This window comes from Paracoccus jeotgali (genome assembly GCF_002865605.1).
GTDB classification, from domain to species: domain Bacteria; phylum Pseudomonadota; class Alphaproteobacteria; order Rhodobacterales; family Rhodobacteraceae; genus Paracoccus; species Paracoccus jeotgali.
This window is the reverse complement of sequence record NZ_CP025583.1, coordinates 319,391-341,293: the sequence shown is the minus strand read 5'-3', so window position 1 is coordinate 341,293 and position 21,903 is coordinate 319,391. Positions and strand designations below refer to the sequence as shown.

Here is a 21,903-nt window from a genome sequence, read left to right as displayed (position 1 = left end):
CGGCGCGGGCGGCGGGGGCAAGGGGGCTGAATCGCGCCCTCACCCCAGAACCGCGCCGGGGTTCATGATGCCAAGAGGGTCGAGCGCCGCCTTGACCGCCCGCATCGCCGCCAGCCGCGCCGGATCGGCCCAACGCGCCAGATCCGCGACCTTGAGCCGCCCGATCCCATGCTCGGCCGAAAACGACCCGCCGCGCGAAACCGCAAGCTGATGCACCAGCCGCTGGATATCCGCGCGCAGCCCCTCATATTCGGCGCGGGTGCGGCCGGGGGCGGGAAAGACGTTGTAATGCAAATTGCCGTCGCCCAGATGCCCGAAGCAGTTGATCCGCATGTCACCGATCGCGGCCAGCATTCCGCCCGCCTCGGCAATGAATCCCGGCACCTCGGATAGCGGCAGCGAGATGTCATGGCTGGAAATGGACCCCACCCGGCGATTGCCCTCGGGGATCTCCTCGCGCAGGCGCCAGAACTCGGCCGCCTGCTGGCCCGACTGCGCGATCAGCCCGTCCAGCACCAGCCCGGCCTCGGCCGCATCGCTGAACAGACGCTCCAGCGCCAGATCGGGGCTCAGACCGGCGGGCAGGCCGATCTCGATCAGCACCATCCAGTCGGGCGGCGCAGCAAAGGACTGACGCAGCTCGGGCATCGTCTCGGACAGAAACCGCAGCCCCTGCCCCGAGATCAGCTCAAAGGCCGAGACGCTGTCGCCCAACTGCGCCCCCGCCAGCGCCAGCAGCGACAGCGCCGCCTGCGGGTCCGGCACCACCATCAGCGCGACGCCGGTCCCCACCGGCGGCGGCACCAGACGCAGGCTGGCGGCGGTGATGATCCCCAGCGTCCCTTCGGCCCCGATCAGCAGGTCGCGCAGATCATAGCCGGTGTTGTCTTTGCGCAGCCGCTTCAGGTCGCGCATGATCGAGCCATCGGGCAGCACCGCCTCGATCCCCAGACACAGCGCCCGCGCCGTCCCCCAGCGCAGCGCATTGACCCCGCCCGCATTGGTCGCCAGCACGCCCCCGATCTGCGCCGAGCCTTGCGAGGCCAGCGACAGCGGAAACATCCGCCCGGCCCCGACCGCCGCCTCGCGCACCGATTGCAGGCTGGCTCCGGCCTCGGCGATCAGCACGTTTTCCGCCGGATATACCTGCCGGATCGCCGCCATCCGCTCCAGCGACAGGATCAGCGGCGCGGGGCCTACGGGCATCACCTGCCCGCCAACCAGCCCGGTCCCGCCGCCGCGCGGTACGATCCCGACCCGCGCCTCGGCACAGGCGCGGACAATGGCCGCGACCTCCTCGACAGTCCGCGGCGCGGCCAGCAACCCAGCCTGTCCCTGATAGCGTCCGCGCGGCTCGTCCAGATGCCGGGGCGCCACCTCGCGCAGCACCCCGTCGGGCAGGCGGGCGGCGAGTTCCGGCCCGGCCGGGTTCAGCGCTTCTTCTTTGCCCAAATACTCATTCATGCCACATCGGTCCTGCCCCGCCGGTCGTGGCGCAGATTGGCATACAGAACATGCGTCCGCCACCGCCCGTTGATCTGCAGAAACCCCTGCGCGACGCCCTCATACTTGAACCCCGACCGTTCCAGCACGCCGCGAGAGGCGGCGTTGTCAGGCAGGCAGGCGGCCTCGATCCGCGACAGGTCCAGCTTGCCGAAGGCGTGGCGGACGACCGCCGCCAGTGCCTCGGACATATAGCCTTGGCGGGCAAAGCGGGCGCCGATCCAATAGCCCACGGTCGCCATCTGCGCCGGGCCGCGCCTGATATTGTCCAGCGTGATCGCGCCCAACAACGCGCCATCGACGCTGCGCTCCATGAACAACGGGATCGCGGTGCCGGCGCGGCTGGCGCGTTGCGCCCAATAGACCCGCGTGGTGAAGGCCTTGCGGGTCAGGTGGTCGGGCGCCCAGACCGGCTCCCACGGGGTCAGGAAATCGCGGCTTTCCTGCCGCAGCGAGGTCCAGCCGTTGAAATCCGCGTGCTGCGGTAATCGCAGCGCCATCCGTTCCGTTTCCAGGCGGAGCGTCCGGCGCCGAGAGAACATCAGGCAGCCAGCCTTTCGACCAGCCGGTCCAGCGCCGGTGCCTTTTCGACCGGGCCATACAGCGCCATCGCCGGACGCCGCGACAGCAGCCCCTCGGCATAGCGCGACAGATCGGCGCGGGTGACGGCCGCCAGCCGCTCGGCGGTCTCGGCGGGTTCGGGCACGCGGCCCCAGATCGCCAGCGACCGCGCGATGCGTTCCGCCTGACCCGAGCTGCTTTCCAGCCCCATCAGCGCCCCGGCCCGGATCTGGGCCTTGGCACGCGCGATCTCGGCATCGCTCAGATCCTCGACCGAGCGTTTCAGCTCGTCCACGGTCAGCTGCGCCAGATCGGCCACATCCTCGGCCGCGGTGCCGGCATAGATGGTCATCATGCCGGTGTCGTCATGGAAACCCGATTGCGCAAAGATGCTGTAGCACAGCCCGCGTTCCTCGCGGATCTTCTGGAACAGGCGCGAGGACATGCCGCCGCCCACCGCCGTCGTCCAGATCTGCGCCGCGTGATAATCCGGCGAGAGAAACCCCGGCCCCTCGAAGGCGAGGGTGAAATGCGCCTGTTCCAGATCCTTGACGCGCCGCACCTCGGCCCCCTGCCAATGGGCAGTGTCGCGGGGCCGGATCTCGCTGGCCGGCAGATGCCCAAACAGCGTCTCGGCCTGACGCACGAGGCTGTCGTGATCGACCGCGCCTGCCGCCGCCAGGATCATCTTGCCCGGCCCGTATTGCTCGGCCACAAAGCCCGACAGATCGCCGCGCCCGAAACGCGACACCCGCTCGGCCGGGCCGAGGATGGTGCGGCCCATCGCCTGATCGGGATAGGCGGCCTCTTGCAGCCAGTCGAAGATGATGTCGTCGGGCGTGTCCAGCGCCTGCCCGATCTCTTGCAGGATCACGCCGCGCTCGACCTCGATCTCGCGCGCGTCGAAGGCCGGGTTCAGCACGATATCGGCGACCACATCCAGCGCCAGCGCGGTATCGGCCTGCAATACGCGGGCGTAATAGGCCGTCGTCTCGCGCGAGGTATAGGCGTTGATATAGCCGCCCACATCCTCGATTTCCTCGGCGATCTGCAGGGCGCTGCGCCGGGCCGTGCCCTTGAAGGCCATGTGTTCCAGAAAATGCGCGATGCCGTTCTGCTCGGCCCGCTCGTCGCGGCCGCCGGCATTCACCCATAGCCCGATCGTGGCCGAGTGCAGCCCCGGCATCCGGCGCGAGACGATGCGCAGCCCGTTGGGCAGCGTTGTGATGTTGGTTTCGGTCAAGCCGTCCTCCGTTCAAGGATCAGCGACTTAAGCGCTGCGGCGTCGTTTTCAATACGGGTCTGCCGCTCGGGCAGGTCGAACAGGCCCGCCATATGGGGCGGCAGCGCCGGGCGGATGCCGATGGCGCGCTCGACGGCGTCGGGGAACTTGGCGGGATGGGCAGTGGCCAGCGTCACCATCGGCACGCCGGGGCGCAGATGCCGGGTCGCCACGGCGGCGCCGATCGCGGAATGGGGGCACAGGATCTCGCCCGTCTCGTCGCGGAAGCGGCGGATCGCTTCCAGCGTCTCGTCCTCGGACAGGCGGCCGCTGACGAAATCCTCGCGCAGCGCCTGCAGCGCGCCCTGGCTGATCGAAAAGCCCCCGGTCTTCAGATCCGCCATCAACTGCCGGATCGCGCCGGCATCGCCGTCATAGGCCCAGAACAGCGCACGTTCGAAATTGCTGCTGACCTGAATGTCCATCGAGGGCGAGATCGACGGCTCGACCTGACCGACGCGGTAATCGCCTGTCGTCAGCGCGCGGTGCAGGATGTCGTTCTGGTTCGTCGCCACCACAAGCTGCCCCACCGGCAGACCCATCCGCTTGGCCACCAGCCCGGCCAGCACATCGCCGAAATTGCCCGTCGGCACCGAGAAATCGACCGCCCGATGCGGCGCCCCCAGCGACACGGCGGCGGTGAAGTAATAGACCACCTGCGCCAGCACCCGCGCCCAGTTGATACTGTTGACCCCGGCCAGCCCGACCCGGTCGCGGAAGTCGTGATCGTTGAACAGATCCTTCAGCCGCGCCTGGCAATCGTCGAAATGCCCGTCCATCGCCAGCGCATGCACATTGGCGTCGGCGGGCGTGGTCATCTGGCGGCGCTGCACCTCGCTGACGCGGCCATGCGGGAACAGGATGAAGACATCGACATTCGGCAGCCCGCGAAACGCCTCGATCGCGGCCGAGCCGGTATCGCCCGAGGTCGCGCCGACAATGGTGATCCGCTGCCCGGACCGCTGCAGCGCGATCTGGAACAGCTGACCGATCAGCTGCATGGCGAAATCCTTGAAGGCCAGCGTCGGGCCGTGAAACAGCTCGAGCAGGTGATGGCCGGGCGCAAGCTGGCGCAGCGGCGCGCGGGCGGCATGGCCAAAGCCGCGATAGGCGGCGTCGAGCGCCTGCACCAACTCGGCCTCGGTAAAGCTGTCGCCCAGAAACGGGCGGATGACGCGCAAGGCGGCCTGCTCGTAAGGCAGGCTTTCCAGCGCGGCGATGTCGTCCATCTGCGGGATCGTCTCGGGCAGGTACAGGCCGCCATCGCGGGCCAGCCCGGTCAGCATCGCCTGTTCGAAATTCAGCACCGGGGCCTGCCCCCGCGTCGAGATATAGCGCATCTTCCGCCCCTAATAGGTCCGGCGCCTGATACGCCAGATCAGCCATGCTGTCATCCCCGCACAGGTCGCCGCGAACAGGAACCACTGCACGGCATAGGACAGGTGATTGTTGGGGATGCCGGTGATCGAGACCGGGATCGGCATCACCCCCTGCGCGTCGCCGGTGACGCCCGACACCACGACCAGCACCGGCTCGGTCCCCAGCTTCTGCGCCATGGCGGGCACGTCGCGGGCAAACCAGATGCCGGTGGCCGGATCGGGTTCGGGCGTGGCGCTGGTCCTGTCGTCGGGCCAGTGCAGATTGCCCGACACCAGCAGCTCGACCGGCGGGCGCGGCGTGCGGCGGTGGTCCTGATCGACAAAGCCGCGATCCAGCATCACCCGGCGGCCGTCCTCGGTCTCGAAGGCCGAGATGACGTTATAGCCGCCGCCGGCGTCATGGGTGCCGGACAGCACCAGAATCTCGTCGCCGGTGGTGCGGCCCGACAGGATCACCGGCAGGTATTTCATCGACGGATCGACGCGCGCCGGCAGCGCCACGGGGGCGCCCTCGATCCCGGCCTGAATCTCGGCCAGTTGCGCGGATTTCTCGCTCATGCGGTCCAATTGCCAGAACCCCAGCCAGATCAGCACCGCCGTCACGACGACGCCAAAGATCAGCGGCGCAAGGATCGAGGGTCTGCTGGTCATCTTGGGATTCGCCTGTTGCACCTGCCGGCGATAGCGCGTCCGGGCGCGGGATTGAAGGGGCGATCACCGGCCCCGCAATGGCAAAACGGCGCGGCCAGATGCCGCGCCGTTTGCAGGTCGTCAACCGGTGGTCGGTTCTCGCTCAGCGGCCCCAGACATAGATCGCAAAGAACAGGAACAGCCAGACCACGTCGACAAAGTGCCAGTACCAGGCGGCAGCCTCGAAACCGACATGCTGCTTGTCGCTCATCTGGCCGCGCATCAGGCGGACCAGGCAGACGAACAGGAAGATCGTGCCGATGATGACGTGAAAGCCGTGAAAGCCGGTCGCCATGAAGAACACGCCGCCATAGACGGTGTCGGACAGGCCGAACGCCGCGTGGCTGTATTCATAGGCCTGCAGGATGGTGAAGCAGACGCCCAGGAAGACGGCGATGGCGACGCCGTTGATGGTCGTGCGGCGGTCGTTTTCATGGACCAGCGCGTGGTGCGCCCAGGTCACGGCCACGCCCGACAGCAGCAGGATCAGCGTGTTGATCAGCGGCAGGTGCCAGGGGTCAAAGGTGGTGATGCCTTCCGGCGGCCACGGCCCGTCCTTGAGCGGGCTTTCCGGCCCCATCGGATACAGCGCGTTCTTGAAGAAGGCCCAGAACCAGGCGACGAAGAACATCACCTCGGAGGTGATGAACAGGATGATGCCGTATTGCAGGCCGATCCGCACCACCGGGGTGTGATCGCCGGTCTCGCCCTCGCGGACGACATCCGCCCACCAGCCGAACATGACATAGAAGACGCCGACGACGCCCATCAGGAAGACCCACGGCCCCCCGCCCTTCATCCAGGCGACGCCGCCGGTGAACATGACAAACGCCGCGATGGCCCCAAGCAGCGGCCAGAGCGAGGGCGGCAGGATGTGATAATCGTGATTCTTTGCTTGCGCCATTGGCTGTCCCCGCTAATGCGTCAGTTCGTTCTTGTGGTGGCCGGGGCGCTGTCCAGCGCGGCCTGTGCAGCCGGTGCCGGTTCGGGCGTCCCGTATTGGTGGAAGGTGTAGCTCAGCGTGATGTCGCGGACCTTGCTGGCATCGCGATCGGTGGCGATGGCGGGGTCGACCTCGAAGGTGACCGGCATCTCCATCCGCTCGCCGGGTTCGAGCAGCTGCTCGGTAAAGCAGAAGCACTCGATCTTGTAGAAGAACGACCCCGCGACCGGCGGCGCGACGTTATAGCTGGCGCGGCCGATGATCGGATGGTCGGAATTGTTGATCGCCTCGTAATAGGCCAGCCCGGTCTCGCCGATGCGCAAGGTCATATGGGTCTGCAGCGGGCGGAAGGTCCAGGGCAGGTTGGTGTCGGTGTTGGCGTCGAAGCGGACGGTGATCGTCTCGTCCAGGATCTCGCTGTCAGCATAGGGCGCGGTCGCCACCTGCGTCGTGCCGGCATAGCCGGTCACGCGGCAGAACCAGTCATAGAAGGGCACCGCCGCCCAGGCCAGCGCGCCCATCGTCAGCACCACGCCGACCAGTTGCACCACGACCCGCTGGTTCTTGTCTGTCGGAAGCAGTCTCATGGCGTCGTCCTCGCCCCTTGTTCGGCGGCGGGGGTGCCGGGCGCAGCCACAGGAGAGTCGCTGGGGGCGATGCGCACACCCTCGTCGCGCGGAAGCAGCGCGGGTCGCACCTGGTGGTCGTATCCTTTCAACGCATCCGCGTTGCCGTTGCTGACCTTGACCACCGACAACCCGAAGATCAGCGCCGCAAAGCACAGCAGCACGACCAGCAGCCCGACATTGCGCGAGCGGCGGCGGCTGTGCAGTTCATGTTCGGTCCGAAGTGCCATCATGCCACCACCCAATGCTGAACCAGCAGCGCCATGAAATGCGCGAACAGGTAATAGAGCGATAGCTTGAAGAACGCTTTTTCGGCCTTGTGATTATCTGCGTAGGATTCGGCATCGCTGCGCTGCATGACCTGCCAGCCGCGCCAGATGAACAGCGCGTTCAGCACCAGCGCCACGGCCAGATAGACCGGCCCGCCGATGCTGGTCAGGCCCAGCCACAGCGCAAACGGCGCCAGCACCAGCGTATAGCCGAAGATATGGCGCCGCGTGACCTGCCGGCCATGGGTGACGGTCAGCATCGGCACGCCGGCCTTGTGGTAATCTTCCTTCATGAACAGCGCCAGCGCCCAGAAATGCGGCGGGGTCCAGAAGAAGACCAGCGCGAACATCAGCAGCGATTCGACCGAGATCCCGCCGGTGACGCAGGCCCAGCCGATCATGGGCGGGAAGGCCCCGGCCGCGCCGCCGATGACGATGTTCTGCGGCGTCGAGCGCTTGAGCCAGATGGTGTAGACCACGCCATAGAAGAAGATCGTAAAGGCCAGGAATCCGGCCGCGAACCAGTTGGTCGCCAGCCCCAGCATCATCACCGCCAGCCCCGACAGCGCCAGTCCCATCGCCAGCGCCTCGCGGCCCTCGATGCGGCCGGCGGGGATGGGGCGGTTGCGGGTCCGCTTCATCACCGCGTCGATATCGGCGTCATACCACATGTTCAGCGCACCGGACGCCCCGCCGCCGATGGCGATGAACAGCACCGCGCAAAAGGCGACCAGCGGATGCAGCGTGCCGGGCGCGACGATCAGCCCCACGAACGCCGTGAAGACGACCAGCGACATGACGCGAGGCTTGAGCAGCGCGATGTAATCGCTGAACTCGGCCTCGGCCGGACCCTGATATGCGGTTGCGTCCGTCACGCCTTACCTTTCCGCCAGCCGCAGCGGCTGCGCGTCGCGCAGATCGGCGGCTGCGAACTCGACCTTGGCACCTTCCAGCCACTGGGCATAGACTTCGGGCGCGACGGCCTTGACCACGATCGGCATATAGGCGTGGTTGATCCCGCACAGCTCCGAGCACTGGCCGAAATAGACGCCCTCTTCCAGCGCGGTGAAGGACAGCTGCGCGATGCGGCCGGGGACGGCGTCCTGCTTGACCGCGAAAGCGGGGATCGTCCAGGAATGGATGACGTCGGTGGCGGTGAACTGCATCAGCACCTCCTGACCCACCGGGACGACGACGGCGGTGTCGGTGGCCAGCAGATATTCGTTCTGGCTATAGCCGTTGGCCTCCAGATCCTCACGCGCGAGCATCAGCGAGTCGAACTCGACCCCGTCCTCGACATATTCATAGGACCAGTACCACTGGTGGCCGGTGGCCTTGATCACCACCTCGGGGTTTTCCGGGATGGACAACTGGCGGAACAGGATCGGCAGCGAGAACACCCCGATCGAGATCAGCAGCAGGATCGGCACCAGCGTCCACGTGATCTCGATGGGCGTGTTGTGGCTGAACCGCGCCGGCACCGGGTTCATGCGGCGGTTATAGCGCACAATGCACCACAGCAGCAGCGCGCAGACGAACAGGGTCACGGCGGCGATGATGACCAGGACGTAGTAATCCAGCCACTGCTGGTCGATGGCCTCGGGGCTGGAGGCGGGCTGGAAGCCCATGCCGCCATTATGGGGCACGCCGATCAGCGGCAGATCGCCCAGCACATCGGCCGCGGCATCCTGCGCGCGGGCCAAGCCTGCCCACAGCATTGCCGTTGCACCCATTCCTGCCGCCATAACGCGGCGCATCGTCGCTGGAGCTGCCATCCGAGTATCCCTTGCCATGTTCCTGTCGCGTCAGGCGGCCGCCGCTGGTCCGCCGCCCTTCCGAGTCAAACCTTTTCCGTTTACAACCACAAAACCCGCCCTGCGACAAGTCAGCACATGCCGGCAAAGACGCGGCGCGGCGCGACCTGACCTCTGATCCGGGACCTTAGCGATGAGCATAGCCGATTTCACCCCCTTCAAGGAAGGATTCGACCGCGAGGACGCGCTGAAGGTGCTGCGCGCGGCGACCGACGGTGCCGAGGATGGCGAGTTGTTCGTCGAACGCGCCCACTCGGAATCGCTGGTCTTCGACGATGGCCGGCTGCGCGGCTCCAGCTATACGGCCAGCCAGGGCTTTGGCCTGCGCGCGGTTTCGGGCGAGGTGACGGGCTATGCCCATTCGACCGAACTGACGCTGCCCGCGCTGACCCGCGCGGCCGAAACCGTGCGGCTCGCGGTCGGCAATGGCGGCGGCAGCCTCGCCTTGCCGCCGGCTGCCGGGCCGGGGCCGCTTTATCAGCCGATCGACCCGGCCGAGGGGCTGGATATCGCCACGCGGATCGAGCTTCTGCGCCAGATCGACGCCTTTGCCCGCAGCCTCGATCCGCGGGTGGTGCAGGCGACGGTCTCGATCCAGACCAGCCTGCAACAGGTGGCGATCCTGCGCCCCGAGGGCGGGCTGGTGACCGACACCCGGCCCATGGCGCGACTTAATGTCGCAGTCATTGTCGAGGATAACGCCCGGCGCGAAAGCGGCGGCACCGGCGGCGGCGGGCGCGTGTCGCTGGCCGGGCTGGTCCAGCCCGCGCATTGGCAGGCGCAGGTCCGCGAGGCGCTGCGCATCGCGCTGGTGAACCTGCGCGCCGAACCCGCCCCGGCCGGGGTCATGGACGTGGTGCTCGGCCCCGGCTGGCCCGGCATCCTGCTGCACGAGGCGGTGGGCCACGGGCTCGAGGGCGATTTCAACCGCAAGGGCCACTCGGCCTTCGCCGGGCTTCTGGGTCAGCGGGTCGCGGCCCCCGGCGTCACCGTCATCGACGACGGCACCATTCCCGACCGCCGCGGCTCGATCAGCGTTGATGACGAAGGCACGCCCCCCGCCCGCAACGTGCTGATCGAGGACGGCATCCTGACCGGCTATCTGCAGGACCGCCAGAACGCCCGCCTGATGGGCGTCGCGCCCACCGGCAACGGCCGGCGCGAAAGCTATGCCCACGCGCCGATGCCGCGCATGACCAACACCTTCATGCTGGGCGGCGACACCGCCCCCGACGCGATCCTGTCGGATCTGAAGGACGGGATCTATGCCGTGGGCTTCGGCGGCGGTCAGGTCGACATCACCAATGGCAAGTTCGTGTTTTCCTGCACCGAGGCCTACCGCGTCCGCAACGGCGTCGTCGGCGCGCCCATCCGCGGCGCAACCCTGATCGGCGATGGCGCGACGGCGCTGCAGCAGATCCGCGCCATCGGCGACGACATGGGCCTTGATCCCGGCATGGGGACCTGCGGCAAGCAGGGGCAATGGGTGCCGGTCGGGGTCGGGCTGCCGACGCTGATGATCGGCGGGCTGACGGTCGGTGGCTCGGCCGCCTGAGGCTGGCGGAGGGGCCGGCCACGGACGCTAACCGAATCTTAACCCCCTTCCGGCCATAACCGTCCCGACTCAGGACAGGCAGAGGGGCGATGCGGTTGTTTTCCTTCAAGACCAGCCCGGCGGCGCCGGATGCGGGCGATGACGACCTCAGCGTGCTGCGCCTGATCCGCTCGCGCCGGGTCGGGCCGGCGACGTTCCACCGGCTTGTGGCCGAACATGGCAGCGCCCGCGCCGCCCTGCAGGCCCTGCCCGACATCGCCCGTCAGGCAGGGGTTCAGGACTATGCGCCCTGCCCCGAAGCGGTGGCCGTGGCCGAACTGAAGGCCGGCCACAAGGCCGGCGCCCGACTGATCCGCTGCGATTCGCCCGACTATCCGGCGCTCCTGCGCGACATCCCCGACGCGCCGCCGGTGATCTGGCTCAAGGGCTGCGCGGACGCCTTGCGCCGGCCCGGCCTCGCGGTGATCGGGGCGCGGAATGCCTCATCGCTGGGGCTGCGGATGGCGCGGGGCATGGCGGGGGCGCTGGCCGCGGAGGGAATCACCGTCATCGCGGGTCTGGCCCGCGGCATCGACACCGCCGCACACGAGGCCAGCCTTCGGTCGGGCACCGTCGCGGTCATGGCCGGCGGCATCGACGTCATCTATCCGCAAGAGAACCGCGTTCTGGCCAGCATGATCTGCGACCGGGGCTGCCTGATTACCGAACAACCGCCCGGCACCGTGCCCGTGGCGCGGCATTTCCCCGCCCGCAACCGCATCATCTCGGGTCTCGCCCATGGCGTGGTGGTGGTCGAGGCGGCGCTGAAATCCGGCAGCCTCATCACCGCCCGCGACGCGCTCGATCAGGGGCGAGAGGTGATGGCCGTCCCCGGCCACCCCGTCGACGGCCGCGCCGGCGGCTGCAATCAGCTGATCCGCGACGGCGCAGTGCTGGTCCGCAGCGCCGAGGACGTCATCGCCGCCCTCCCCGATCTGCAACAGTCGCTGGCGCGCGTGACAGGCGCCGGTGATCCGCCGCAGGGGCTGACTTCTGGGTCAGATGCGACGCCCGAGGCGGGCGTAACGCAGTCGCGGACCAACCCCGAAACCTCGGCACCCGCGGCAATTGATCGCGACGGCCCTGCAACTCCACCGGACCGAACCGGCGCCCCTTTGCGAGCCACCCCGGCGCAGATCGAGGCCACAGTCCTCGACCGCCTCTCGCCCGCACCGCTGGATGAGGACGTGCTGATCCGCGACTGCGGCCTCGGCGCGGCCGCCCTCGCCCCGGTGCTGCTGCGGCTGGAACTGTCAGGCAAGATTGCCCGCATGGCAGGGGGGCGCGTGGCGTTGAGCGGATGAGGCGGAGCGCATGAGGTTCAGAGGTGGGGCCGTTCAGCAAGCGTGAGTTTCCGTTGATGCAGGCCTGTAGGACGCGAAGGTGCGGTTGAGGGATCAAAGGCGGCGAAGGAGAGATTGCATATCGTCATCTTGACGGTTTCCGGCGTCACTCCCGCCGATGCTGCTCCGCCACCCCCGCCCCGGCCACGACTGCCCTGCCACCACGCCGCCGCTGCCTGCCCCATCAGCCCCTCCCGCCGTCAGCCGTTGACACCCAGGGTCCGCAGCCCCATCTTGCCGGCCCGAATCCGCCATGAGGTCCGCCATGCCCGTCGTCGTCGTCGAATCGCCGGCCAAAGCCAAGACGATCAACAAATATCTGGGCGACGACTTCACCGTTCTCGCATCCTTCGGTCATGTCCGCGACCTGCCGCCCAAGGACGGCTCGGTCGATCCCGACGCCGATTTCGACATGCGCTGGGAGGTCGCTTCGGACAGCAAGAAGCACCTCAAGGCGATCCGCGACGCGCTGGCCACCGATGACGCGCTGATCCTCGCCACGGACCCCGACCGCGAGGGCGAGGCGATTTCCTGGCATCTGCTCGAGGCCCTGGCCCCGGCGCTGAAAAAGGGCAAATCGGTCAGCCGGGTGACCTTCAACGCCATCACCAAGGCCGCCGTGACCGAGGCCATGGCCCACCCGCGCGAGATCGACCGCGACCTGGTCGACGCCTATCTCGCCCGCCGGGCGCTGGATTATCTGGTCGGCTTCAACCTCTCGCCGGTGCTGTGGCGCAAGCTGCCCGGCGCGAAATCCGCCGGCCGGGTGCAGTCGGTGACGCTGCGCCTCATCGTCGAGCGCGAGATGGAGATCGAGGCCTTCCGGGCCCGCGAATACTGGTCGGTCCACGCCCGGCTGGCGACGCCTGCGGGCGATGAATATGACGCGACGCTGGTCAGCCTCGCCGGCAGCAAGCTGGACCGCTTCGATCTGGCCGACGCCGAAAAGGCCCGGCTCGCGCTGTCGGCGATCGCCAGCCGCGATCTGTCGGTCGCCAGCGTCACCGCCAAGCCCGCGACGCGAAACCCCTGGCCGCCCTTCATGACCTCGACCCTGCAGCAAGAGGCCAGCCGCAAGCTGGGCATGGGCGCCAAGGCCTGCATGTCCACCGCGCAGCGCCTGTATGAGGCCGGGCTGATCACCTATATGCGGACCGACGGCATCGACATGGCGCCCGAGGCGGTGATGGCCGCCCGCGACGCGATCCGCGACCGTTTCGGCGCGAATTACGTCCCGAAATCGCCGCGCATGTACAAGAACAAGGCCAAGAACGCGCAGGAAGCGCATGAATGTATCCGACCGACCGAGATGTCGCTGTCGCCGGACCAGCTGAAGATCTCGGAAAAGGATCAGCGGGCGCTGTATGGGCTGATCTGGAAGCGCACCCTCGCCAGCCAGATGGAGGCCGCGCGGCTGGAACGCACCGCGGTCGAGATCGAAAGCCCGGACGGGCAGGTCGGGCTGCGCGCGACGGGGCAGGTGATGCTGTTCGACGGCTTCCTCGCGATCTATGACCAGGGCCGCGACGATGACGACGCCGAGGACAGCGCCCGCCTGCCGCAGATCGCGCAGGGCGAGGCGGCGCGGCTGGTCCCCGGCGCCTTCCGGGCCGAGATGGAAAAGACCGTGGCAAGCGATGCCGACGGCGCCCCCGCCGACCTGCCCAAGGAAACCGACAGCCTGCTGAGTGCGGCCGATTTCGCCGCCGCCGCGCGCCAGCACCACACCCAGCCGCCGCCCCGTTATACCGAGGCGACGCTGGTCAAGAAGATGGAAGAGCTCGGCATCGGCCGGCCCTCGACCTATGCCTCGATCGTGACCACGATCCAGGACCGCGAATATGTCCGCAAGGACAAGAACCGCCTGCTGCCCGAGGATAAGGGCCGGCTGGTGACCGCCTTCCTGACCCGCTATTTCCCACGCTACGTCTCGTATGATTTCACCGCGAATCTGGAATCCGAGCTGGACGATATCAGCTCGGGCAACCGCGCCTATCGCGAAGTGCTGCGGCGGTTCTGGCGCGACTTCTCGGCCGCGCTCGACGGCACGTCGGAACTGCGCATCTCCGAGGTGCTGACCGCCATCGACGAGGCGCTGGCCCCGCATCTTTATCCGCCGCGCGAGGATGGCGGCGATCCGCGCGAATGTCCGCTTTGCGGCAAGGGGCGGCTGCATCTGAAGACGGCGCGTTCCGGCGGCGCCTTCATCGGCTGCGGGAACTATCCGGAATGTCGGTTTACCCGCCCGCTGTCGGCCCCCGATGGCGAGGAGGCCGTGGGCGACCGGGTGCTGGGACAGGATGGCGGCGACGATATCAGCCTGAAGGTCGGCCGCTTCGGCCCCTATGTGCAGCGCGGCGAGGCGACGGAGGAGGTGCCGAAACCGCCCCGCGCCTCGATCCCCAAGGGCTGGGACGCGGGTTCGCTGGATCTGGACCGGGCGCTGCAATTGCTGGCCCTGCCCCGCCCCATCGGCCCGCACCCCGAGGATGGCGAGATGGTCGAGGCTTCGATCGGGCGCTATGGCCCCTATGTCAAGCATGGCTCGAAATACGCCAACCTGCCCGATGTGGACGAGGTCTTTACCATCGGCATGAACCGCGCCGTCGAGGTGCTGGCGCAGAAGCAGATGCGTGGCCGCGCCGCTGCCGCCGCGCCCCTGAAAGAGCTGGGCGAGCATCCCGAGGGCGGCGCGATTTCGGTGATGAATGGCCGCTATGGGCCTTATGTCAAATGGGAAAAGGTCAATGCGACGCTGCCGCGCGATCTCGACCCGGCTGACATCACGCTCGAACGGGCATTGGAGCTGATCGCCGCGAAGCGGGCGAAATCGCCGGCCAAGAAGGCGGCGAAAAAGCCTGCCGCCAAGAAGGCCACGGCCGAGAAGAAGCCGGCGGCGAAGAAGCCCGCTGCCAAGGAACCTGCCGCCAAGAAGACGGCGGCCAAGAAGACGGCGGCGAAGAAGCCTGCCGCCAAGGCCAAGAAAGCCTCGGATACCGAGGATGGGGGCGCGGCAGAGTGATCCTGCCGCGTCCCGCGACCCCGTGGAAAGCGCGCCGCATCACGCCGCCACGTTGACAGCGCGCGGCCCCCTTGCGACAAGTTCCGCAACGTATTCGGAGGAAGATATGAAAAAAGTCTATCCCGACGCCGATGCCGCCCTTGACGGGCTGCTGTTCGACGGCATGCATATTGCCGCCGGCGGCTTTGGCCTTTGCGGCATCCCGGAACTGCTGATCGACGGGCTGGTCAGAAGCGGCGTCAAGGATCTGACCATCGCCAGCAACAATTGCGGCGTCGATGGGTTTGGTCTGGGCAAGCTGCTCGACACCCGCCAGATCCGCAAGATGCAGTCGTCCTATGTCGGCGAAAATGCTGAATTCATGCGGCAATATCTCTCGGGCGAGCTCGAGCTGGAATTCAACCCGCAAGGCACGCTGGCCGAACGGATGCGGGCCGGCGGCTCGGGCATCCCCGGCTTCTACACCCGCACCGGCGTCGGGACCGTGATCGCCGAGGGCAAGGAGGTCAAGGTCTTCGACGGGCAGGAATACATCCTGGAACGCGGGATCGTGGCCGACCTGTCCATCGTCAAGGCGTGGAAGGCCGACGACACCGGCAATCTGGTGTTCCGCAAGACCGCGCGCAACTTCAACCCGCCCGCCGCCATGTGCGGCAAGGTCTGCGTGGCCGAGGTCGAGGAGATCGTCCCGCGCGGCAGCCTCGACCCCGACATGATCCACCTGCCCGGCATCTATGTGCATCGCGTCATTCAGGGCGAGCATGAGAAGCGCATCGAGCAGCTGACCACCCGCAAGAAGGAGACCGCATGATGGCCGCCGAAACCAAGGGCTGGGACCGCAACCAGATGGCCGAGCGCGCCGCGCAAGAGCTCGAGGACGGGATGTATGTCAACCTCGGCATCGGCATCCCGACGCTTGTCGCCAATTATGTCGGCGACAAGGACATCACCCTGCAATCCGAAAACGGCATGCTCGGCATGGGCCCCTTCCCCTATGAGGGCGAGGAAGACCCCGACCTGATCAACGCCGGCAAGCAGACCATCACCGAACTGTCGCGCACCTCGTATTTCGACAGCGCGACCAGCTTCGGCATGATCCGGGGCGGCAAGATCGCCGCCGCGATCCTGGGCGCGATGGAGGTGGCCGAGAATGGCGATCTCGCCAACTGGATGATCCCCGGCAAGCTGGTCAAGGGCATGGGCGGGGCGATGGATCTGGTGGCCGGGGTCGGCCGCGTCATCGTGGTAATGGACCACACCAACAAGCACGGCGAATCGAAGGTGCTGAAGGAATGCACCCTGCCGCTGACCGGCAAGGGCGTGGTGCACCGGATCATCACCAATCTGGGCGTGCTCGACGTGGTCGAGGGCGGGCTGAAGATCGTCGAACTGGCCGATGGCGTGACCGAGGACGAGCTGCGTGCCGCGACCGAGGCCCGCATCGTCTGATGCTTCGGCCAGTCTGATTACGGAAAAGGGGCCGCTTGGCCCCTTTTTTCGTCAGCGGCTGTGGTGCAGCCCGCGCTCGGTCACGATCACGTCCAGCCTCAGGTCGTGGGGCTGGGGGTGGATCGTCTCCAGTCGCGCTGATTCGAAGCCGACGCCGATGGTCTGCGGTGGCGGCGACATCGCCTCCAGCGTGCGGTCATAGAACCCCCCGCCATAGCCCATCCGGTAGCCGTGGCCATCGAAGCCGACCACGGGTGCGAGGATGATGTCGGGCGTCACCACCGCCTCTCCCGCCGGCTCGGCGATGTTCCAGCGGCCGGCGATCATGGGGTCTCCCGCGCGGTAGGGCCGAAAGATCAGCGGCTGATCGGGCGCGGCCACCACAGGCAAAGCAAGCTCCAACCCGAAGGCGGCAGCGGCGCGGTGCATCCAGTCGCGCAGGTCGGGCTCGGCCCGGATCGGCCAATAGCCGGCCAGCACCCGGCCCTGCACGCCGGCCAGCAGCGCCGGCAGCAGCGCGTCCAGATGCGCCGCAATCCGCGCCTCGGCCTGCGCGCGCGCCTGATCCGGCATCGCCGCCCGCGCCGCCAGCAGCGCGGCGCGCGTGGTCTTGCGCCAGAGGGCGTCGTCATCGGTGGGGTCGGCTGCGGCCTTCTGGCTGGACATGTTTCGCTTTCATCGCAAATGGTTGTATCCCGGGCGACAGGTTGCCATGCTGGTTGCCGACCCGCCACCCGTCTTTGCAAGGCCATTCGCATGACCGACCAGAACCCGCCCGACGACCCCGCGCCGCTGGTGACCCGCGACGAAAGCGGCTTTACCGTCGATGCCACGCTGATCGCGCAGGGGCTCGACCTGCCGCTGCACGCCATCGCGCGCGCCATGTCGACGGGCGCCATCACCACCCGGCACGAACGCGGCGAGGGCGAGGATGAGGGGCGGTTCCGCCTGAACTTCCTCTATCGCGGGCGCACCTTTCGGCTGACCGTGGATGGCGAGGGGCGCATCATCAGCCAGGCCCGCTTCGGCGCGGCCCCGGAATGACGCCGCCCGACGACCCGGCCCGGGGCAAGGGCAAGCAACAGGACGCGGCCAAGGAGGTCGAACGCGCCGCCCGTCGCGCCCGCAACGCCGCCAACCGCGCCAGACGCGAGGCGCGCGCGGCCGAACGCGCGGCGGGAACGGTGCCGCACACCAGCGCTGCGACCCGCTTCAACATCCTGATCGTCGCGCAGGCTGGGCGACTTGAATACGAGGCGCTGATCTTTGCCGACAGCCTGCGCCGCAACGCGCCCGACTGGCGGGGTCGGCTGATCGTGGCCGAGCCGCGCTCGGACGGGGCGTGGAGGGGCCACGCGACGGCGCTTTCGGATGCCGGGCGTGCGGCGCTGATCGCGCGCGGAGCCGAGATCGCGCCCTTTACCGCCCGCCATTTCGGCGCCGACTGGCCAAATGGCAACAAGATCGAGGCGCTGTCGCTGCTGCCTGCCGGCGAGCCCTTCATCTTTTTCGACAGCGATACCGTCGTGACCGGTCCCCTCGACCGGCTGGCGGCGGATTTCACGCGCCCCTCGGCCTCGATGCAGCGCGAGGGGACATGGCCGAAGCCGCCGCTTTATGGGCCCGAGGTGGGGGAGATCTGGCACGCGCTCTATAATCGCTTCGGCCTCGATTTCGACAGTTCGCTGGATCAGGAACAGCCGGTAAATCATTGGGAGCGTTACGTCTATTTCAACGCCGGCTGGTTTCTGGGCGCCGATCCGCAGCCCTTTGCCGCGCGCTATCTGGACTGGGCGCGGGCCTTGCGGGACGATCCGGGCGAGGCGCTGGCGACGCAGGAGCTGTTCCCCTGGCTCGACCAGATCGTGCTGCCGCTGGTCATCCACAGCCTGGGCGGCGGACGGCCGGGGCCGGAGCTGTCGGGGCTGGACGGCAAGCTGACCTGCCATTGGCGCAAGCTGCCGCTGCTTTATGCGCGCGAATCCGAGGCCGCCATTCGGGCCGTCGAACAGGCCGCGGCAGAACCCGATCTGCGCCCGATCCTGGAGGGCTGGAAGCCCGCGCAGGCGTTGATCTATGACCAGAACGGCCGGCGCGAGTTGCGGCCGCGCATCGACCGCAAGAACCTGCCGCTGCGCGAGCAGCCGCTGCGCCAGCAGATCAAGCGCGCCGGGTGGTGGCTGGTCTGACGCCCGCGCAACCGGCCCCGCCGGTCAGCGGGGCCGCAAGGGTCACAGCCGGTCCAGCACCGCGTCGCAGCGCGCGCAGGTCGCGGGGTGCGAATGGCTGCCGACATCGGGCAGGATCTTCCAGCAGCGCTGGCATTTCTGCCCGTCCGCAGTCTCGAACACCACGCCGATGCCGGCGATGTCGGGCAGGCGGAACGCTTCGGCCGGGATCGGATCGGCGGTCAGCGACAGGTCCGAGGTGATGCAGATATCCGCGAAATCCACCGATTTCAGCGCCTTCAGCGTGTCCTCGTCCCGGATATGGACGACCGGCGCGGCCTCGAGGCTGGCGCCGATGGTCTTGTCGCTGCGCTTGACCTCAAGCGCGGCTGTCACCACCCGGCGGGCCTTGCGGATGCCGTCCCATTTCAGCGCCAGCGGCTCGTTCAGCCAGTCCGCCGGCGTGGCGGGGAAGTCGTGCAGATGCACGCTGTCGTCGTCGGAATCGAAGCGCGACAGCCAGACATCCTCCATCGTGAAGGGCAGGATCGGCGCCAGCCATGTGACCAGCCGGTGGAACAGCAGGTCGAGCACGCTGCGCGCGGCGCGGCGGCGCAGGCTGTCCGGGGCATCGCAATACAGCGCGTCCTTGCGGATGTCGAAATAGAAGGCCGACAGGTCCACCGTCGCGAACTGGAACAGCGCCTGGAACACGCCCTGGAAGTCATAGCTGGCGTAAGCCTGCCGCACCTGATGATCCAGCGCGGCAAGGCGGTGCAGCACCCATTGCTCCAGCTCTGGCATCAGGGCCGGGTCGACCCGCTCGGCCTCGGTAAAGCCGGCCAGCGAACCCAGCATGAAGCGCAGCGTGTTGCGCAGGCGGCGATAGCTGTCGGCGGTGCCCTTGAGGATCTCGGGCCCGATGCGCTGATCGGCGGTATAATCCACCTGCGCCACCCAGAGCCGCAGGATATCGGCGCCGTATTGCTGGATCACCTCGGCCGGGACGATGGTATTGCCCAGCGATTTGGACATTTTCATGCCCTTTTCGTCCAGCGTGAAGCCATGGGTCAGCACCCCGCGATAGGGCGCGCGGCCCATCGTGGCCGACGCCTGCAGCAGCGAGGAATGGAACCAGCCGCGATGCTGGTCGGTGCCTTCCAGATACAGATCCGCGATGCCGTCCGGCGATCCGTCGGGCCGGTCGCGCAGCACGAAAGCATGGGTCGAGCCGCTGTCGAACCACACGTCGAGCACGTCCATCACCTGCTCGTAATCCTCGGGCGGGACGATCCCGTCCAGCATCTGCGCCTTGAAGCCGTCGCGATACCAGATATCGGCGCCTTCGGCCTCGAACGCCTCGGCGATGCGGGCGTTCACACGCTCGTCGCGCAGCAGGAAATCCGGATCGGTCGGGCGGCCACCCTTGCGGACAAAGCAGGTCAGCGGCACGCCCCAGGCGCGCTGCCGCGACAGCACCCAGTCGGGGCGGCTTTCGACCATGGAAAAGATGCGGTTGCGCCCCGATTGCGGCCACCATTTCACCAGCTTGTCGATGCTGGTCAGCGCGCGCGAGCGGATCGTGCGGCCATATTCGTTCATCCCGTCATCCAGCTCGCGGTCGATGGCCGCAAACCATTGCGGGGTGTTGCGATAGATCAGCGGCGCCTTGGACCGCCAGCTATGCGGGTAAGAGTGCTTGACCTTGCCCTTGGCCAGCAGCTTTCCGGCCCATGCGAGGTTCTTGATGACGCTGACATTGGCCGGTCCATCCTTGCCGTCGGGCTGGATGATCGCCTGCCCGCCAAAGATCGGCAGATCGGCGCGATAGCTGCCGTCCGGCTCGACATTATAGGTCATCGGCAGCTTGTATTTCAGGCCGAGCTGATAGTCGTCATCGCCGTGGCTGGGCGCGGTGTGGACGAAACCGGTGCCGGCGTCGTCGGTGACGTGATCGCCGGGCAGCATCGGGACGTCGTAATCCCATTCGCCATTCGCCCCCTCGACCCCGCGCAGGGGGTGGGCGAGGGTCATCTGCTCCAATTCGCTGGCAGTCAGCTCTGACCTCCGCTCAAAGCCGGTAACCTTTGCTGCATTAAATGTTTCCTCTACCAATGCGTCTGCGAGCATCAATCGCTCACCAACTTGCGCGGTGGAGCCTTCGGCGACGGAAGTCACCTCGTACAGACCGTAGGAAATCGATGGGTTGAAAGCGACTGCCCGATTCTGGGGAATCGTCCAGGGCGTCGTCGTCCAGATAACGACTGACGCACCTGTAACTTCGGCTCTACGTTCCAGTTGTTCTTGACTCAAGGCTGATAGAGTTTCGGCAGATGTGTCTGAAACCCAAGTAGCCTTGCCAGACGGCGCCCAAATGACTGGAAACCGCACCCAGATCGTGTGGCTGGTGTGGTCGTGATATTCAACCTCGGCCTCGGCCAGGGCGGTCTTTTCGACCGGCGACCACATCACGGGTTTCGAGCCCTGATACAGGCTGCCATTCATCAGCAGCTTCATGAACTCGGCCGCGATCACCGACTCGGCGTGGAAATCCATCGTCAGATAGGGGTCGTCCCATTTGCCGGTGATGCCGAGGCGCTTGAACTCGTCGCGCTGGATATCGACCCAGTGCTCGGCAAAGCGGCGACATTCCTGCCGGAACTCGATGGTGTCGACGGCGTCCTTGTCCAGCCCCTGCTGGCGATACTGCTCTTCGATCTTCCACTCGATTGGCAGGCCGTGGCAGTCCCAGCCCGGCACATAGCGCGCATCCTTGCCCATCATCTGCTGGCTGCGGGTGATGAAGTCCTTGAGCACCTTGTTCAGCGCGTGGCCGATATGCAGATGCCCGTTCGCATAGGGCGGGCCATCATGCAGGATGAAGGGCTCGCGCCCGGCCGAGGTTTCGCGCAGGCGGTCATAGACGCGCAGCCGCGCCCATCGGTCCAGCCATTCCGGTTCGCGCGCGGGCAGGCCGGCGCGCATGGGGAAATCGGTCTTGGGCAGAAAGACGGTGTCGCGGTAGTCGGGGGCGGTCTGGGTGTCGGTCTGGGTCTTGGTGGGCGCGTCGGTCATCGGCGGGACTCCTTCAGGGTCAGGTCAGGCATGCGAAATCCCGGCGGCGCAAACCCTGCGCCACCGGGCGGATAATTCGTATGATCCCGCCGGGTCTGAACATCGTGCCCGCTGTTTAAAAGGCGCGGCGTCCGGGGGCAAGCCGGCATCCGGGGCTTGGCGGGGGCGCCGCCGCTGCGACATCC

19 protein-coding genes are annotated in these 21,903 nt (G+C 67.3%); 7 read left to right on the top strand and 12 right to left on the bottom strand.

Annotation, left to right across the window (positions count from 1 at the left end; translation table 11 throughout):
* Positions 1-39: 39 nt before the first annotated feature.
* The 10 genes from CYR75_RS01730 to coxB all read right to left on the bottom strand — a co-directional run bounded on the left by CYR75_RS01730 (position 40) and on the right by coxB (position 8,986).
* Positions 40-1,464 carry an FAD-binding oxidoreductase gene (locus tag CYR75_RS01730; RefSeq protein WP_101498564.1) on the bottom strand — a complete coding sequence of 475 codons (1,425 nt, stop codon included), beginning with the start codon at positions 1,462-1,464 and terminating at the stop codon, positions 40-42.
* Positions 1,461-2,045 (bottom strand): GNAT family N-acetyltransferase, encoded by a 585-nt coding sequence (locus tag CYR75_RS01725; RefSeq protein WP_101498563.1) that lies wholly within the window; start codon positions 2,043-2,045, stop codon positions 1,461-1,463. Before CYR75_RS01725 ends, CYR75_RS01730 begins: the two co-directional genes overlap by 4 nt.
* The gene (locus CYR75_RS01720) at positions 2,045-3,250 is read right to left on the bottom strand and encodes a M16 family metallopeptidase (protein WP_264080915.1); all 1,206 of its coding nucleotides are present in this window, start codon (positions 3,248-3,250) and stop codon (positions 2,045-2,047) included. The genes CYR75_RS01725 and CYR75_RS01720 overlap by 1 nt, the downstream gene beginning before the upstream one ends.
* 53 nt (positions 3,251-3,303) lie before the next feature.
* Positions 3,304-4,686: a threonine synthase gene (gene thrC, locus CYR75_RS01715; RefSeq protein ID WP_101498561.1), complete on the bottom strand. Its 1,383-nt coding sequence runs from the start codon at positions 4,684-4,686 to the stop codon at positions 3,304-3,306.
* Positions 4,687-4,695: 9 nt separating this feature from the next.
* Complete coding sequence (locus CYR75_RS01710) at positions 4,696-5,376, bottom strand: SURF1 family protein (RefSeq protein ID WP_101498560.1); 681 nt, start codon at positions 5,374-5,376, stop codon at positions 4,696-4,698.
* A 142-nt stretch (positions 5,377-5,518) separates the two neighbouring features.
* Entirely contained in the window at positions 5,519-6,319 is an 801-nt protein-coding gene (locus CYR75_RS01705; protein WP_101498559.1) for a cytochrome c oxidase subunit 3, read from the bottom strand.
* A 20-nt stretch (positions 6,320-6,339) separates the two neighbouring features.
* On the bottom strand, positions 6,340-6,945 hold the full coding sequence (locus tag CYR75_RS01700) for a cytochrome c oxidase assembly protein (RefSeq protein ID WP_101498558.1): 606 nt from the start codon (positions 6,943-6,945) through the stop codon (positions 6,340-6,342).
* Positions 6,942-7,217 (bottom strand): hypothetical protein, encoded by a 276-nt coding sequence (locus CYR75_RS01695; protein WP_225972797.1) that lies wholly within the window; start codon positions 7,215-7,217, stop codon positions 6,942-6,944. Before CYR75_RS01695 ends, CYR75_RS01700 begins: the two co-directional genes overlap by 4 nt.
* Positions 7,214-8,128 carry a heme o synthase gene (cyoE, locus tag CYR75_RS01690; RefSeq protein WP_101498557.1) on the bottom strand — a complete coding sequence of 305 codons (915 nt, stop codon included), beginning with the start codon at positions 8,126-8,128 and terminating at the stop codon, positions 7,214-7,216. The genes CYR75_RS01695 and cyoE overlap by 4 nt, the downstream gene beginning before the upstream one ends.
* A gap of 3 nt (positions 8,129-8,131) precedes the next feature.
* Entirely contained in the window at positions 8,132-8,986 is an 855-nt protein-coding gene (coxB, locus tag CYR75_RS01685) for a cytochrome c oxidase subunit II (protein WP_225972796.1), read from the bottom strand.
* A 214-nt stretch (positions 8,987-9,200) separates the two neighbouring features.
* Between coxB and tldD the strand changes: the two genes are divergently transcribed.
* The 5 genes from tldD (at position 9,201) to CYR75_RS01660 (ending at position 16,475) form a co-directional block, all read left to right on the top strand.
* Positions 9,201-10,622 carry a metalloprotease TldD gene (gene tldD / locus CYR75_RS01680; protein ID WP_101498555.1) on the top strand — a complete coding sequence of 474 codons (1,422 nt, stop codon included), beginning with the start codon at positions 9,201-9,203 and terminating at the stop codon, positions 10,620-10,622.
* A gap of 89 nt (positions 10,623-10,711) precedes the next feature.
* Complete coding sequence (gene dprA / locus CYR75_RS01675) at positions 10,712-11,965, top strand: DNA-processing protein DprA (RefSeq protein ID WP_101498554.1); 1,254 nt, start codon at positions 10,712-10,714, stop codon at positions 11,963-11,965.
* Positions 11,966-12,269: 304 nt separating this feature from the next.
* A complete protein-coding gene (gene topA / locus CYR75_RS01670) occupies positions 12,270-15,026 on the top strand; it encodes a type I DNA topoisomerase (RefSeq protein ID WP_101498553.1) in 2,757 nt (918 codons plus the stop codon).
* A gap of 106 nt (positions 15,027-15,132) precedes the next feature.
* A complete protein-coding gene (locus CYR75_RS01665; protein WP_101498552.1) occupies positions 15,133-15,837 on the top strand; it encodes a CoA transferase subunit A in 705 nt (234 codons plus the stop codon).
* A complete protein-coding gene (locus CYR75_RS01660; protein ID WP_101500808.1) occupies positions 15,837-16,475 on the top strand; it encodes a CoA transferase subunit B in 639 nt (212 codons plus the stop codon). The genes CYR75_RS01665 and CYR75_RS01660 overlap by 1 nt, the downstream gene beginning before the upstream one ends.
* A 51-nt stretch (positions 16,476-16,526) precedes the next feature.
* On the opposite strand, the gene CYR75_RS01655 is transcribed toward CYR75_RS01660, so the two are convergent.
* Positions 16,527-17,141, bottom strand: a complete 615-nt coding sequence (locus CYR75_RS01655; RefSeq protein ID WP_101498551.1) for a 5-formyltetrahydrofolate cyclo-ligase — start codon at positions 17,139-17,141, stop codon at positions 16,527-16,529.
* A gap of 90 nt (positions 17,142-17,231) precedes the next feature.
* Here CYR75_RS01655 and CYR75_RS01650 point away from each other — a divergent pair, with 90 nt between their 5' ends.
* Together CYR75_RS01650 and CYR75_RS01645 are read left to right on the top strand one after the other, a co-directional pair.
* A complete protein-coding gene (locus tag CYR75_RS01650) occupies positions 17,232-17,519 on the top strand; it encodes a DUF6522 family protein (RefSeq protein WP_101498550.1) in 288 nt (95 codons plus the stop codon).
* Entirely contained in the window at positions 17,516-18,664 is a 1,149-nt protein-coding gene (locus CYR75_RS01645) for a hypothetical protein (protein WP_225972795.1), read from the top strand. The genes CYR75_RS01650 and CYR75_RS01645 overlap by 4 nt, the downstream gene beginning before the upstream one ends.
* Before the next feature lie 42 nt (positions 18,665-18,706).
* Here CYR75_RS01645 and ileS read toward each other — a convergent pair whose 3' ends face one another.
* A complete protein-coding gene (gene ileS, locus CYR75_RS01640; RefSeq protein WP_101498549.1) occupies positions 18,707-21,718 on the bottom strand; it encodes an isoleucine--tRNA ligase in 3,012 nt (1,003 codons plus the stop codon).
* Positions 21,719-21,903 lie beyond the last annotated feature (185 nt).